Origin of the sequence: Corynebacterium sp. LK31, assembly GCF_014335015.1 — a bacterium.
Taxonomy (GTDB): domain Bacteria; phylum Actinomycetota; class Actinomycetes; order Mycobacteriales; family Mycobacteriaceae; genus Corynebacterium; species Corynebacterium jeikeium_D.
Genome location: NZ_PDGW01000013.1, coordinates 185,889 through 200,180, shown reverse-complemented (window position 1 = coordinate 200,180; position 14,292 = coordinate 185,889). Strand labels below are relative to the sequence as shown.

General features: G+C 60.3%; 14 protein-coding genes, 1 other RNA gene and 1 pseudogene. 10 read left to right on the top strand and 6 right to left on the bottom strand.

Annotation, left to right across the window (positions count from 1 at the left end):
- The first annotated feature begins 8 nt into the window (after positions 1–8).
- Together CRD18_RS05995 and CRD18_RS05990 are read left to right on the top strand one after the other, a co-directional pair.
- Positions 9–197 (top strand): hypothetical protein, encoded by a 189-nt coding sequence (locus tag CRD18_RS05995; protein WP_150961035.1) that lies wholly within the window; start codon positions 9–11, stop codon positions 195–197.
- A 1-nt stretch (position 198) separates the two neighbouring features.
- Positions 199–1,158: a cobalamin biosynthesis protein gene (locus CRD18_RS05990; protein WP_255498627.1), complete on the top strand. Its 960-nt coding sequence runs from the start codon at positions 199–201 to the stop codon at positions 1,156–1,158.
- Here the strand turns inward: CRD18_RS05990 and CRD18_RS05985 are convergent.
- Positions 1,155–2,141, bottom strand: a complete 987-nt coding sequence (locus CRD18_RS05985) for an SURF1 family protein (protein ID WP_187406593.1) — start codon at positions 2,139–2,141, stop codon at positions 1,155–1,157. The two genes, CRD18_RS05990 and CRD18_RS05985, sit on opposite strands and share 4 nt — an antisense overlap.
- A gap of 135 nt (positions 2,142–2,276) precedes the next feature.
- Here CRD18_RS05985 and CRD18_RS05980 point away from each other — a divergent pair, with 135 nt between their 5' ends.
- A complete protein-coding gene (locus CRD18_RS05980; RefSeq protein ID WP_042388795.1) occupies positions 2,277–2,858 on the top strand; it encodes a GtrA family protein in 582 nt (193 codons plus the stop codon).
- Here CRD18_RS05980 and CRD18_RS05975 read toward each other — a convergent pair.
- Positions 2,855–3,358, bottom strand: a complete 504-nt coding sequence (locus tag CRD18_RS05975; protein ID WP_369707166.1) for a low molecular weight protein-tyrosine-phosphatase — start codon at positions 3,356–3,358, stop codon at positions 2,855–2,857. The genes CRD18_RS05980 and CRD18_RS05975 overlap by 4 nt on opposite strands.
- A gap of 68 nt (positions 3,359–3,426) precedes the next feature.
- Complete coding sequence (locus CRD18_RS05970; RefSeq protein WP_049170165.1) at positions 3,427–4,107, bottom strand: HAD hydrolase-like protein; 681 nt, start codon at positions 4,105–4,107, stop codon at positions 3,427–3,429.
- A 35-nt stretch (positions 4,108–4,142) separates the two neighbouring features.
- Between CRD18_RS05970 and cobC the strand changes: the two genes are divergently transcribed.
- The 5 genes and pseudogenes from cobC (at position 4,143) to rnpB (ending at position 8,496) form a co-directional block, all read left to right on the top strand.
- A complete protein-coding gene (gene cobC, locus CRD18_RS05965; RefSeq protein WP_049170167.1) occupies positions 4,143–5,276 on the top strand; it encodes an Rv2231c family pyridoxal phosphate-dependent protein CobC in 1,134 nt (377 codons plus the stop codon).
- A gap of 69 nt (positions 5,277–5,345) precedes the next feature.
- Positions 5,346–6,533, top strand: a complete 1,188-nt coding sequence (locus CRD18_RS05960; protein ID WP_187406592.1) for a Nif3-like dinuclear metal center hexameric protein — start codon at positions 5,346–5,348, stop codon at positions 6,531–6,533.
- 5 nt (positions 6,534–6,538) lie between these two features.
- Complete coding sequence (locus CRD18_RS05955) at positions 6,539–7,282, top strand: zinc ribbon domain-containing protein (protein WP_049189597.1); 744 nt, start codon at positions 6,539–6,541, stop codon at positions 7,280–7,282.
- Positions 7,283–7,306: 24 nt separating this feature from the next.
- Positions 7,307–7,972 (top strand): annotated as a pseudogene (locus tag CRD18_RS05950) (histidine phosphatase family protein); the annotation flags it as partial.
- A gap of 59 nt (positions 7,973–8,031) precedes the next feature.
- Positions 8,032–8,496: RNase P RNA component class A (gene rnpB / locus CRD18_RS05945), an RNA gene on the top strand.
- 11 nt (positions 8,497–8,507) lie between these two features.
- Here the strand turns inward: rnpB and CRD18_RS05940 are convergent.
- On the bottom strand, positions 8,508–9,671 hold the full coding sequence (locus CRD18_RS05940) for a galactokinase family protein (RefSeq protein WP_049170173.1): 1,164 nt from the start codon (positions 9,669–9,671) through the stop codon (positions 8,508–8,510).
- A gap of 263 nt (positions 9,672–9,934) precedes the next feature.
- Here CRD18_RS05940 and CRD18_RS05935 point away from each other — a divergent pair, with 263 nt between their 5' ends.
- The gene (locus CRD18_RS05935; protein WP_016423068.1) at positions 9,935–10,138 is read left to right on the top strand and encodes an SPOR domain-containing protein; all 204 of its coding nucleotides are present in this window, start codon (positions 9,935–9,937) and stop codon (positions 10,136–10,138) included.
- A gap of 12 nt (positions 10,139–10,150) precedes the next feature.
- Here CRD18_RS05935 and CRD18_RS05930 read toward each other — a convergent pair whose 3' ends face one another.
- Positions 10,151–11,971, bottom strand: a complete 1,821-nt coding sequence (locus tag CRD18_RS05930; RefSeq protein WP_049189595.1) for a CYTH and CHAD domain-containing protein — start codon at positions 11,969–11,971, stop codon at positions 10,151–10,153.
- 30 nt (positions 11,972–12,001) lie between these two features.
- A complete protein-coding gene (gene panB / locus CRD18_RS05925) occupies positions 12,002–12,811 on the bottom strand; it encodes a 3-methyl-2-oxobutanoate hydroxymethyltransferase (protein WP_224783789.1) in 810 nt (269 codons plus the stop codon).
- Between the two features lie 140 nt (positions 12,812–12,951).
- Here panB and CRD18_RS05920 point away from each other — a divergent pair, with 140 nt between their 5' ends.
- Positions 12,952–14,292 carry a glutamine synthetase family protein gene (locus CRD18_RS05920; RefSeq protein WP_005511085.1) on the top strand — a complete coding sequence of 447 codons (1,341 nt, stop codon included), beginning with the start codon at positions 12,952–12,954 and terminating at the stop codon, positions 14,290–14,292.

Here is a 14,292-nt window from a genome sequence, read left to right as displayed (position 1 = left end):
CCCGGTCTGTGCGTTTTACAAAATCGCTTGCCACCATTGTTTTTGTCGGATCTCTGCTCGCGGGCGTTCCTGTCTACGCAATCGGCGGAGATGGTAAACCGATGATCGACGCGGCCACCGGTAAAGCAATGGTCAAGGCTGCAAATGCGGGCGAGCCGCTCGATGTCGTAGCCGTTCTACAGGGACAGTTTGATTAGATTGCGTACACATGCCAGGAGCCGACAACTCTGGCGGCGCGGTGCAGCTATCGCTGTGGGGTATGCACTTGACCGCATTTTCGCAGATCCCACCAATCACCATCCGGTGGCCCTCTACGGGCAGGCTGTCAGCAAGCTTGAGCGCCGAATCTACGCCGACTCCAAAGGGTGCGGTGTAGCTTTCACCACCATCGCAGTGGCCACACCGGTAGCGCTAACCGCTGCGGCCAGCACAGTCGCTCCGAGCCTCACGCTGGCTGCTGTCACGTGGGTGTCGCTTGGCGGCACCACTCTTCGCCGCACTGGTGAACGCATGGCCGACCGACTCACCTCCGGTGACATCGATGCCGCTCGTGCGCTAGTGCCGTGGCTGTGCTCGCGTGATCCGAAAGCTCTCGACGCTGATGGCATCGCCCGAGCCACCGTCGAATCGCTCGCCGAGAATACCTCCGACGCCGTCACCGGCACTCTCATGTGGGGTGCCATTGCAGGAGCTCCTGGTGTGGTCGCTCATCGAGCGGCCAATACCCTCGACGCGATGGTGGGGTACCGCAACGCTCGCTATCGCCAGTTCGGGTGGGCCAGTGCACGGCTTGACGACGTCGCCGGGTTCTTCCCCGCGAGACTTACAGCTGTCGCAACTGTGGTTGCAGGTCCGGACCGTCGTCAAGCATTGGTAGCGTGGCGACGAGACGCCGGCAACCACCCAAGTCCAAACGCGGGCGTCGTGGAGGCAAGCGCTGCAGGCGCGCTGGGGCTGCAGCTGGGCGGCGCGACGGTGTATCCCAGCGGAGTGGAGATGCGCCCGGTGCTTGGCAGTGGTCGGAGGCCTGCGGTGGCCGATGTGCGGCGTGCCGCAGGGCTGAGCAAGCGAGTGCAAAACATTGTTGCGCTCAGCTGCGCCGGAGCAGCAGTAATTGCCGGATGTATCCGACGCGTGAAAGCGCGAGCTGAGAGTTAGAAACGCTCGTCGTATCGGTTATCGCGATAACCTGCGGCGCGGTGGCCAGTGTTGCCGTAGCGTTGCGCCATGCGCTGACGGTGCAGCTCGGCGGCGCGATCCTCGTCGGACTTAGCCGGCGGAGGCGTCGGAGTGGCGTCGTCGTCCGATTCGGGTGTTGCGGCCTCGGTGGCATCAGCGTCATCTACTGGTTCCGCGGCTTCGGCGTCGCGGAGGTTCTTGGCCATCTCCTCCTGCTCCGCGCGGTCTCGTCTGCGCTCGACGATTTCAGCGCGAATGAACCAGACGACGGCAAGCGGCACGAGAGCGCCGAAGAAAATCCATTGAATGCCGTAGGAGAGGTAGGGGCCGGACTCCAGAGTGGGCAGCGGAATGGCCTCGATGACGGCATCGGATTTGTCCGAGAGCTGAAGCCAATCGGGGTTGAGTTCGGTGTCGACTAGCTCGGACACTTCCTTGGTATTGATTCCGTAGACCTGCGGCGGGGTGCCGGCGATTGGAGCGGTCTCGGCGGGAATCTCGTTTCGGCGGGTAAAGGCCGAGATAGTCAAGGTGCCCTTCGGGGCTGGCTCAACATTGGGGGTGCTGGAGTCTGTAGGGCGTACAAAGCCACGGTTGACCAGGTAGTTTTCGCCATTGTCAGCGACGAAGACATCGAGTACCTGGACAGCGGGTGCGCCATTTACTGGGCGGTTACGCAATAGTACGCGGGTATCCGGCAGGAAGGACCCGGTGGCGGTAACGCGACGCCATTCGTTGCCCTCGACGAAGCCTTTGCCCTTGGGCATTAGCTCATTGACATCTACGGGGTCGAGCTCGAATGAGTGCTCAAGCTGCTGATTGCGATGCTGCGTCGCGGTGTTCTTACCCAACTGCCACGGAGCCAGAACAGTAAATGCGAGATAGGAAAACGCAATGGCGACAATCGCAGTGAGAACCCATCCAGGGGTCAGAAACTGGCGCACATTCTTAAACACATTCATTGAGCTTACCCGGTGCTGTGGCTGGCACTAGAGCGGCTGGTGGTTGGCGGTGCGGAGATTGAGTGAACTTCGGGTAAAGTTGTTTGAGCGTATTTGACGGGGAATCTACCCGGGATAGATGGAAAGAGAGGTGTCGTGGTGGGCACGCAAACAGCGAAATCTTCGCCTTCACGCCGCTTCAGCACAGTCTCGCGCCAGTTCATCAAGTTCGGTCTGGTCGGCGGCACAGGTGTGGTTGTCAACCTGATTGTCGTGATTATTGCCCGCAAGTTGGGTCTCAGTCTGGGCACCAATGAGCACGACGTGTTTATGAACTTGTTCGGAACGCGGTGGAATATCCGTTACTCCCACGTCTATGCAACTCTGGCGTTTGTCGTGGCTAACATCTGGAACTTCCAGCTCAACCGGTCCTGGACTTTCCGAACTGACAATCGCCCGAACTGGTTTAGGCAGTTCTTCCCATTTTTATTTGCAGGTATCTCAGCGCTGATTGTGAACCTGGTAGTCATCACGCTGCTGACTAACCCCACCTCGCCGCTGGCACTGCCGGTGGATATTTTCGACGACTCCACCGGCTTTAGAAACCGCCTCTACTGGGCAAACCTTATCGGCGTTATTTTGGGCACGCCCGCTAACTTCATCTTGAATAAGATTTGGGCGTTTCGAAACCGGGGCAATGCCAGCAAAACAAAAGAAAAGGTTGTTTTGAAACCTTAGCGCTCAGAGGCCAGCGCCAGAGTCTCACGCAACCATGCGATGATTCCCGGCGTCGCGGCCTCAATTTCGTTTCGAGTGCGGACGAATCCCTCCGGACCTCCGTAGTAAGGATCGGCCACGACGGCCCCCTTCGGGGATGCCGGGTCGAAGGAGCGCATCAGGCGAATCTTCTCTTTTGGCACGCCAGCGTGGAGTAGACCATTGATGTGCGATTCATCCATGGCGATGAAAAGCGTTGCATCCATGTGCTCATCGCCCAGCTGTGCCGCGGTGTGGTTCGGATCGTAGCCAGCATTTTCCAGCTCGGCTTGTGCTCGCTCGTCGGCGGGTTCGCCGACATGCCAGCCGCCGATTCCGCAGGAGGCGAGCAGGACATCGTCGGCAAGCGCATTGGCTTCAACCGCGTCACGGACGATGATTTCAGCCATGGGGGAGCGGCAGATATTTCCGGAGCAGACAAACACGACGTACACGGACTCAGTACGATGCGACGAGTTCATAAGCATAATAGGCAAAACCAAACTTCTCGGAAAATAAAAATAGGATTGTCACTAATCGTTGACGAGTCTTAAAGATACAACATTTCCCGCACAACACGATTCAGGTCCTCAGGCGAGGACGCCACCGCCGCTGCCGATGCCCACTCAGATTCCGAGCCGTAGCCCCATTTAACAGCGATGGCGGGGATGCCGAACTGTGCGGCGCCCTCAAAATCATGGATGCGATCGCCAACCATTACGACCGAACCGTGCGGACGCACTGCTTCATCGGTTTCAATGCCCAACTCCTTGAGCGTGTACTCAATGACCTCAGTCTTAGTCTGTCGTGAGCCGTCGTCGCTGGCGGCGCCGATGAAGTCAAAGGCGTCGAGAAGCCCGAAATTGTCCAGGGTCTTGCGGGCGAAGTAGTCGCCCTTGGACGTCGCAGTGGCTAGTTGGACACCAGCTGCCCGCCAATCGCGCAGGAGCTCCGGCCAGCCGGGGAACATCTCGGCACGCTGCCAAGCACCGGCGTGTTGATGCTCCATGTACACAGCGAAGGCTCGGTCGACTTGTTCGTCGGAAAGTCCGAGGGATGCGAGTGTCTCCACCATTGGCGGGCCGGGGATCGTGTTGATAAAGCTCTCGGGCGGAAGTGGGTGGTCAATTGCCTTCAATGCAAGGCGGAACCCATGTGCGATTGCGGGGAGAGAATCGGCGATGGTGCCGTCGACATCAATAAGGACAGTGGGGCGATGGCCAGTGGACATATTGTTCATCCTAAAAGGTCATTAGGCTGGATGGCATGTTAGACGACCCGCTGCGCTATCACGGCGATCAGGCCGCCCATGGCGCTGACCTGGACTTTGCCGTCAATGTTCACGGCACCACACCGCAGTGGCTGCAGGACTCGCTGGCCACGTCCCTCGGAGAACTTGCCGCGTATCCGTCTGCGCAGCTCGATGCCGACGTCCGCGCTGCCATTGCCACCAACCACAATCGCAGCGCCGACGAGGTACTGCTTCTCCACGGCGTCGCCGAGGGCTTTTCGCTCTTGCCGCACCTGGGCTTGCCCGCCACCATCGTCCAGCCGCAGTTCACCGAACCTGAAGCCGCGTTCCGCGCCGCGGGAGTCGGGGTGGATTCGCTGGTACTACCGTCGCCGTACACGCTCACGCCTACGCTTGCCGACGTCCACGAGAACGCCTCCTCCCCGCATTCCCAGCAGCTTGACGGTCGGATGGTCATCATCGGCAATCCGACTAACCCCACCGGTGTTGCTCATTCAGCGGATGACCTGCGGGGGCTCGCCAGCCGTTGTGGGATCTTGGTCGTGGATGAGGCATTTATGGACGTCGCCGATGGTGAGATTATTCGGCGGTGCTCACTAGCTGATTGCAGGCCGGGGGAAGCGAACAGTATCCCCGATAATGTCATCGTTTTCCGCAGCATGACTAAGACCTGGGCAATCGCAGGCCTGCGCTGTGGTTACGCACTGGGAACCCCTGAGCTCCTGGCGAAGTTGGGGCGACTGCGTCCGCACTGGCCACTGGGCACGCTGCAACTTACCGCTATGGCGGCAATCGCGTGTCGCGAGGCAGAGCTGTTGCCACAAATCCGCGCTGAGATTGGTCAGCAGCGCGAGGCTATGACACAGCTGTTAGTAGCCGCCGGCTGGCAGGTGTTGGATTCCAAGGCTCCCTTTGTGCTGGCGCGCCCGGGGGTTGCCCTGAGCACGCATGATGGTCCGGACGCTGCGGAGGTTGACGTCGTCAAGCACGAGCGCCTGAGACAGCGGCTCGCTGCGCGCGGAGTAGCCGTGCGGCGTTGCGACACCTTCGCCGGTTTGGACGGTTCGTGGTGGCGGCTGGCTGTGCGAGACGAGACCAGTGTGCGGCGGCTCATTGCGGAAGTAGCGGATTTGCTGTCGCAGAACTGATGGGTCGGGGCAGAGTTCACTACGCTGGAAGAGAAGCTGGAGAGAAATGCATGTTGAAGGGATGGATGTATGACGGACTCTGCGCAGACCCGTGCCGAGGGCAATAACGCAGTGGTGACCGTTGCCGACGTGCGTGCGGCGATGGACGCGGCCTACCCGCCGGCACTGGCGGAGAGCTGGGATAAAGTTGGCCTGATCTGCGGTGACCCGCAGGATGAGGTGCGTCGCATCGCGTTGGCGCTGGACTGCACTGACGAGGTTGCAGATCGCGCGATGGCCTCCGGTGCTCAGATGCTCGTTGTGCACCATCCGCTGCTTCTGCGTGGTGTGAATTCCGTGGCGGCGGATACACCGAAGGGTCGGATTATTCATAAGCTGATTCGGGCAGGTGTAGCTCTTTTTGCAGCGCACACCAACGCTGACAGCGCCCGACCGGGTGTCAACGACCAGTTGGCCACGGTGCTCGGAGTTGAACCGGGTGCGCCGCTAGCTCCGCAGCCGGCTCCCGGCTTGGATACCTGGACAGTGAAGGTTCCGGCAGATCACGTCGATAAGGTCGCGCAAGCCATGTTTGAGGCGGGCGCGGGCACTATCGGCGACTACGACAGCTGTGCGTTTCGCATTAACGGCCGCGGCCAGTTCCGCCCGCTGAGCGGGGCGAATCCCTTCATCGGTGCCGAGGGGCAGATTGAGTATGTCGAGGAAGTACGCCTGGAGATGGTCGCGCCACGGTCCGTGCGCGCGGCGATTGTCAAGGCTCTCGTTGCGGCGCATCCGTATGAGGAGCCTGCCTTCGACATCGTGGACAATCAGGCTACCGGCTTGGATCCGCAGCAGGCTGTGGGCATTGGACGAGTGGGCACGCTGGATACGCCGATGCCATTTAAGGACTTCGTCGCCCGTGTGGCTGAGCGCCTGCCCGCAACGGCATGGGGCGTGCGTGGCGCAGGCGATCCGGAGCGGATGATTCGCACGGTTGCCGTCGCATCTGGTTCAGGTGACTCTTTCCTGGACACTGTGGCAAAGATGGGCGTCGATGCGTTCGTTACCTCTGACCTGCGGCATCATCCTGTCGATGAGACACTGCGGACCGCGGACTTCTGCGTGGTGGACACGGCTCACTGGGCCAGCGAGTTCCCCTGGTGCTACCAGGCCGCAGACATGCTGGCCGAGAGGCTCGGGGTCGCGACCGAGGTCCTTGAGGTGCGCACCGATCCCTGGACAGTGGCAGAATCGTCGACACAGGCAAGGAAGTGAAGACCATGAGGCTTAGTCCACAAATCCAAGTGGCGATGTTGGAAAAGGCGGAAAACCAAACTCTGTTGGATGGGCTCACCGCCCGCCAGAACGTTCTGCCCGAGCGTGCCGAGTTGCAGGAGCTGCGCAAAAAGCACAGCCGTCAGGCCAGTGAGGCAGCGCGCTCCAAGCTCAGCGCCTCCGATATCGGCCGCGATATTGCCAAGCTGGAATCGGACATCAACAAGCTGAAGGCCCGCGAAAAGGCAGACCGTCTGTCGCTCGGTGCCGCAGAAGACGCATCCACGCGCCGTGACCTCGAACACGACCTGCGCTCCACCAAGCGGCGCCGCGAACGCGCTGAACAGGAACTCCAGCAGTATGAGCGCATGCAGGAGGCCTATCAGGTCGACGCTGAGCACGAATACGACGCCGATGAGGCGCACGATGACATCGTCGCTGCCAAGCAAAGGCTTAACGACGCCGAGGTTGACCTCATTGCGCGCATTTCCATCGCTGAGACCCGAATCGAGGAGGCTGACAAGCTTATTGATGGTTCGGCAGCCAAGCTTTACCGTCGTCTAGCGCTTGCTAATGGAATCCCCGTTGCACGCCTGAACGGACGCACCTGCGGTTCCTGCTTCATGGAGCTCGATGTCGGAACCGTGCATGAATTCACCACGCTCGCGCCGGAAGAAGTGACGTTCTGTCCTGAATGCGGCGCGATGATTGTGCGTGCGGAAACGCTGGGAGCGGTGAAAGGCAAGTAGATGAGCCAGGCTGCAGACAAGCGCGATAGCGCGCCGGGCTGGACGGGGGCGACTACGGATCCCACGCGGTTGGTGCTGCTGCGCCATGGGCAGTCGCCAATGTCGATTCGCCGGGAGTACTCGGGAAGCCGTTCGAACCCCGACCTGACAGAGGTGGGCAGACAGCAAGCGAAAGCGGCAGCACGTCACCTGGCGGCGCTGGTCGATAGCGGCAACATGAGTTTCTCGGCGATTGTGGCCTCTCCACAGCGTCGTGCACAGCAGACAGCAGAGGCGGCAGCCAAAGCGCTCGGGCTGGACATCCACGTTGAAGAGGATCTGCGCGAGACCGACTTTGGGCAGTGGGAGGGCATGACTTTCTCCGAGGCTCACAACGCCACCCCTGAGCTGCACAGTTCCTGGCTTGCGGATCCGGCCGTGGCGCCACCGGAGGGGGAGGATTTCCCTACCGTCGATAGCCGAGTGAGCGCCGCGCGTGAGCGCATCGCTCAACAATTCGGTGCCTCGGATGTGCTGGTAGTCAGCCATGTCACGCCAATCAAGTCGCTGCTGCGCCAGGGGCTCGGCTGCGGCTTTGAAATCTTCACTCGCCTGCACTTGGACCTGGCCAGCCTCTCCATCGCGGAGTTTTACGCAGATGGGCCGACATCGGTGCGGCTGATTAACGACACCAGCTACCTGCGTGGTTAGCAGCCGAGCACGGCGGGTTATTTGAATTGCGGTTGTGGCGGGTACACTAACCATTCGAGCGAGCCGGCCGGGTGATCGCGGCAGTTAACGGAACCGGACGCCTCTTTTACAGAGTGTGTCCAGGCCGCTGTCGAGGAAAGTCCGGACTCCACTGGGCATGGTGGTTGCTAACAGCAACCCAGGGTGACCTGCGGGAATAGTGCCACAGAAAATAGACCGCCGGGCGCACAGCCGATGTCTTTGACGTAAAGCTGTGGAGATCCGGTGAGGGTGAAAAGGTGCGGTAAGAGCGCACCAGCGGGGCAAGTGATTGCACCGGCTAGGTAAACCCCACCAGGAGCAAGGCAAAATCGCGCATGCTTCGTCGTGCGCGTGCGCGAGTGTTTGAGGGCTGCCCGTCCGATACTCGCGGGTGTGCTGCTTCAGGCTGTCAGCAATGGCAGACCGAGATGGATGATCGCCACCCGGCGCTTTCCGAAAGGAGCGCCGAGGGACAGAATCCGGCTCATAGGCCGACTCGTTCACACAAGCTCTATTACTCGACCACCGCGCCGGCTGCAGTGTTCTCCACACGGATGGTCTCGGAACCGCCGTCGTTAAGCGCGGAGGCAATCCGATCGGCGTCGTCGACGTGGGACCACATCACCAGCGACGCACCCGGGCATGGCGCACAACGGGCAATCTTCTCGCAGTCAATGGTGTCGGTCAGCTCGGCAATCTGCCCCAGCACAGAGCTTGCCGACGGCGCGGAGCCACGCTCACTGACATCGCGCGAAACCCCTGCGATGGCTGCTTGAATATCGCTGTGACGGATGTGGCCGATGACTGCGCGGGCACGGTCGGAGGATGCGTCGGCTTCGTCAAGCCACTGAATGGCACGGCCGATGGTCGGGATGTCTTCGTCGTCCGGGTGCACCTCGTGACGAGCACGCACCCAGTCCGCGACCCGCTCCTGTGAGTCGGGGAGGCTAGCGAGAGTCGGCACGCCAAAAGCGGCGCAGGCTTGCTGGAAGAACTCGTAGCGCTCCTCGTCGGGCGAACCGCCGGTGACATCGGGGGAGTAAGCGACAGTCAGCGCCAACGACTGCGGGAACGCCGTCTGCGTGACTGCCTCATCGGAGTGGTTGATGCACAGTAGGCTGTCCGGGCGGCTGCGCAGCGCCGTGGTGTAGGGGTACAGCGGCCACGACTGTCCCTTAATCTGCACCATGGTCTCGTGGATAGCGGTGGCAATACGCGTGCGGGTGGGCACATCATCGCGGTCGCCAAAACGCGCATTGAGAGCCAGCGCGAGAGCACACTGAATTGCCGGAATCTCTCCAAAACCGCGACCTGGCGCGATGGTGGAGGCAATGGTGACCTTCAGGCCGTTGCTGTTGCGCGGAACGAGATGCAGCGAGTGTTGCAATGCGACAATGGCAGCCGCGACAGCGGTCGGCACCTGAGAAAAAGCGGCGGGGACGCTATCCGGGAAATCCATCTTGGTAGTTTCGCGCTTGTACACGACAACGAGCTGCTGCTCGTCAATTTCCTCGATGCCGACCGCAGCATAGGCCGGAATGGCGGTGGCTAGGAGCATGCCGCCGGAGGACGCGCAGTCCTCACCCAACAGGTTGATGGAACCCGGGGCGTATGCAACTGAAGCATTAGAACCGACGGCATCGAAGACGTCGTTTACGACAGCGGGTGCGGCGGGCATGGGTGAAACCTCTCCAGAGATCGGACTCATAGTGCTGGTGTGCAGTGTTCGCGTTCAACGCTTGTGTTCTAAGGTGAACAATTCCGTCGATAATACCCGGGTCGGGGGACAGTGACAAACCTATATACTGGGATTTTATGTCGCCGCAGCGCACATGGCAGGCAAATGGTTGCCTCTCTGCAAGTTTGCTTATGTGTGGAGTTGGCGGTGACAGAACCGCTTGATAACTCGACAAGTTCTCGATGTGGAAGAGGAGAAAAATCGTGAGCGACAACAGCAGTAAGTGGTACTACCAGCCGTCGACGGGCACGGTGTTTCAGGGAAAGAAAACCGGTTGGGACGACCGAATGGGCCCCTACGATTCCGAAGAGGAAGCCCGCGCTGCCATGGAAAAAGTCGCCGAGCGCAACAAGGCGGCCGACGACTGGGATGAAGAAGATGACGACTGGGGAGTAGCTGAAAAATAAGGCTCTACGCCTTTAGGCCTTCTTGCCCTTCTTAATCTTCTTCTCCATCTTGCGGAAGGCCTTGAAAACCTTTGCCACGGCATCGTCGTACTCAGCCAGGGCCTTCAGGCCGTCGTAGTACTCCATCTGGTAAAGCACGCCGTAGCCGAAGGTGTCCCTGCCCGCACGGGAGGCACGCTTAGCGCGAGCCAGCACGAAGTCGCGCGCAGTACAGGTGTCCTGGAAGTCACCGAGAACCGACTGCAGGTTCTTGCAAGCAGCGTAGAGCTTCTCGGTCGGCAGGTCCGCGTTCTGAGCAGCTTCCGCGCTGTAGCGGAGCTTCTTCGCAGCCTTGCGGACATCGTGGTAACGCTCGTCCAAATCTGCCTCTGGCAGGTCAGCATCCTCGCGGCCATCGAGTACCAGGTTGTGGCGACGACGGAACTTCGAAAACGCGCTGCGCAGGTGATCAAGCAGCACCGCAGTGGTGTCGAGTTCCTTCGGTGCCGCTACCTTCTCCGGCTCGGCCTTGTCTGAGGTCGTGGAAGCTGCTGCATCGGCGGCAGTATCAGCCTCAGCCGCGACCTCGGAACCAGCTGCCGACGTATCCTCGGAGTCTGCGTTCTCCGCGCCGTCGACAAGCGATTCGTCCTTCTTCTTAGACTTCTTTTCCCCAGCCTCGGCCTCGTCCGCATTTGCGGCAATTGGCGGATTGGCGAGGAACTCATCGAGATCGTCGAGAAGTTGCAGGTACTCGCTTGAATTGAGTGCGAAAATGACGCGCTGATGAGCGCGGTCGTAGTCCTTCTGGACATCCTCGACGAGATTCGCACGCAGCTCCTCGCCCAAAGCGGCGCTTTCGCGATTGGCCAGCAGCTCCTCCCAGCGCATAGCGACGACCTCAGCGTCACGAGCCACGCCGAGAACACCCGCCAGCTGCTTGAGGTTGCCCTCCAGTTCAGCGACCTTATCGCCCACAACAATGCCGTGGAAGGTCTGCATATGACTGCGCAGCTCACGAGTGGCGACGCGCATCTGATGCACCGAGTCAAACTCATCGCGGCGTACCTTCGGGTCGTACTCGACCATCTTGGCCACGTTAGCGGCCAGCGCATCGACCACAGTGCGCCCCGGAGTACCCTTCGGCAGCTTCGCTGGAACCGGCGGCAGGGGAGCGGAGTCGATGGAGTCACCCAACGCCGTCGCCAACTTCGAAGGGCTTTCCGACGGCACGGCGCCAGCCACCTCAGCGACCTTGGACATCGCTGCCATTACGGCCTTACCGTCCGGGTGATTTGCCCAATCCCCGAGCAGCTCAATCTCCCACTCACGCCAAGTAGTGGTTTCGCCGCCATCGAGGAAGGAAGTCGCCGTGACGTGATCATCCGCAAACTCCGCCATGGGCGTGCCATCGAGGGCAAACACCGTGGTGACGTGGCGCTCATTGTCTACCTGCGCGATTGGTTGCAGCGGGTGATTGCGCACAATTGCGCGCACGGGGGCAAGCAACTCGGTAGGCACGATGTAGTCAGCATCGCGGCCTTCACCGTTAACAGAGCCCTCTTCCAGGCCAACGCCATATTCGAGGCGACCGCCGGTACCCGGCGCCTTCAGATGCCACCCCTCATCGGGGCCGCCCGTGCGGCGACGCAGAGTGTGCTTGGACCGGGTCAGACGCAGGTCCGCCGTGTCCAGGTAAATCGCGGAGAGATTTCGCACCTCAGTGGTGGTGGAGCCAACCTGTGGAACGAAATCGAACGATGGGGCTACCACTTCTGGGGTAGCTGAGAACTTAGATTCCACCTCCAACGCCGCAGTTGGAGTTTTGGACTTAGAACCAGACTTAGATGCCATAACCACTAATCCTACCCCCGAATCGAAGAGCTAACCCGAGAAGTTCTGCGCCTCAGTAGGGAACTCGCGGGAGTGCACCTGGTCGACATACTGCTTCGCTCCCTTGGTCAGCATCTCGCCGACCTCTTCGAACACCGAACTAAACGACGGCCTGCGGCCATCGGCCGGAACTGCAAAGGCATCCTGCCAGACGAGAACCTGGCCATCGCACTGGTTACCAGCGCCAATGCCACAGGTTGGGATGGATAGCTCGCGGGTAATCTCGGTGGCCAGATCCGCAGGCACCATCTCAAGGACCACGGCCGCGGCACCAGCATCGGCTACCGCATGGGCGTCGGCACGCAGCTGGTCCGCCCCCGCACCGCGCCCCTGGACCTTGAAACCGGACAGCGCGTTGACGGACTGCGGGGTGAAACCGATGTGCGCCATGACCGGAATGCCGGCGTTGACCAGCGCACGGATGCGCGGGGCGATACGCACGCCACCTTCGATCTTGATCATGTGTGCGCCGGTTTCGCGCATCATCTTCGCGGCGGACAGCACGGCCTGCTCATCGGAGGCCTCGTAAGTGCCGAAGGGTAAATCGGCAACCACAAGTGCGTTGCCAGCGCCCCGGACGACACCGCGAGCAAGCGGGATCATTTCTTCCAGCGAGATCTCGGTGGTGGTGTCGTAGCCGTAGACAACGTTTGCTGCAGAGTCGCCGACCAACAGCAGCTCGACACCGGCGGCGGAAAAAGCGCGCGCGGTGGAGTAGTCGTAGCAAGTCAGCATTGCCCAGGGGCGAGACTCAGCCTTCCATTCGGCCAGATTATTCAGACGAATCTTTTTTCCGCTCATGTCAATAGAGCATGCCATAGTCACCCGCAATTCGAGGCCACGAGGGCAGCGGTTATGACACGGGCGCGGCAGTTGGCTAGCCACGCCGGATGGTCAAAATGTGTACCGCGAATCCGGGCACCTGGGTAACGTTGGAAAGTATGAACAGTCAGCAGGAATTCGTCCTCCGCGCAATCGAAGAGCAAGATATCCGTTATATCCGCCTCTGGTTTACCGATATTTTGGGGTATCTGAAGTCCGTTGCCGTCGCACCGGCTGAGCTCGAGGGCTCCTTTGAAGAGGGCATTGGTTTCGATGGCTCCGCGGTGGAGGGCTTTTCCCGCGTTTCCGAGGCTGACACTATCGCGCAACCGGATCCTTCGACGTTCCAGGTCATGCCGCGTCTGCATAAAGAAGACACAATCACGTCCGCGCGCATGTTCTGCGACATCGTCATGCCCGATGGTCAGCCGTCGTGGGCAGATCCACGCCAGGTGCTGCGCCGCCAAATTAAGGCGCTTGCCGACGAGGGCTTCCACGCGTTCATCCACCCGGAGATTGAGTTTTTCCTAGTAGAGAGCCTGGCTACTGATGGAAAGCCGCCGGTGCCAACGGACAATGGCGGTTACTTTGACCAGGCGGTCTACGACCGCGCACCCCGCTTTCGCCAAGAAGCGATCACGGTGTTGGAAGACATGGGAATCCCTGTGGAGTTCTCCCATCACGAAAATGCGCCGGGTCAGCAGGAAATCGATCTGCGCTACGCCGATCCGCTGACTATGGCGGATAACGTGATGTCTTTCCGCTACATCATTAAGCAGATCGCAATGAAAAACGGTGTGCAGGCGACATTCATGCCGAAACCTTTCCAGGATTTGCCGGGCAATGGCATGCACACTCATATTTCCCTCTTTGAAGGGGACACTAATGCATTCCACGACCCGGATGATGAAAACCAGCTCTCCGACACCGCAAAGGGTTTCATTGCCGGCATTCTGACTCACGCCAGCGAAATTTCCGCTGTGACCAATCAGTGGGTCAACTCCTACAAGCGCACGGCATTTGGCGATGAGGCTCCGACGTCCGCGACATGGGGCATGGCCAACCGCTCGGCTCTCGTGCGTGTGCCCATGTACTCACCGGGTAAGGCACATTCGCGCCGGGTGGAAATTCGTTCCTTGGACTCGGCCTGTAACCCGTATCTTGCTTACTCGGTGATTTTGGCCGCCGGTTTGAAGGGAATTAAGGAGGGCTACCAGCTTCCGGAGCAGGCAGAGGACAACATCTCCGAGTTGACCAAGCGGGAACGACGTGCGATGGGCTACCGCGATTTGCCGACATCCCTGGAGGTGGCGCTGCAGGAGATGGAACGCTCCGATCTGGTGGCCGATGCTCTCGGTGACCATGTCTACGAGTTCTTCCTGCTCAATAAGTGGCGCGAGTGGCGCGAGTTCCAGCGTCAGGTGACGCAGTGGGAGCTGCGCACAACTCTGGATTACTAG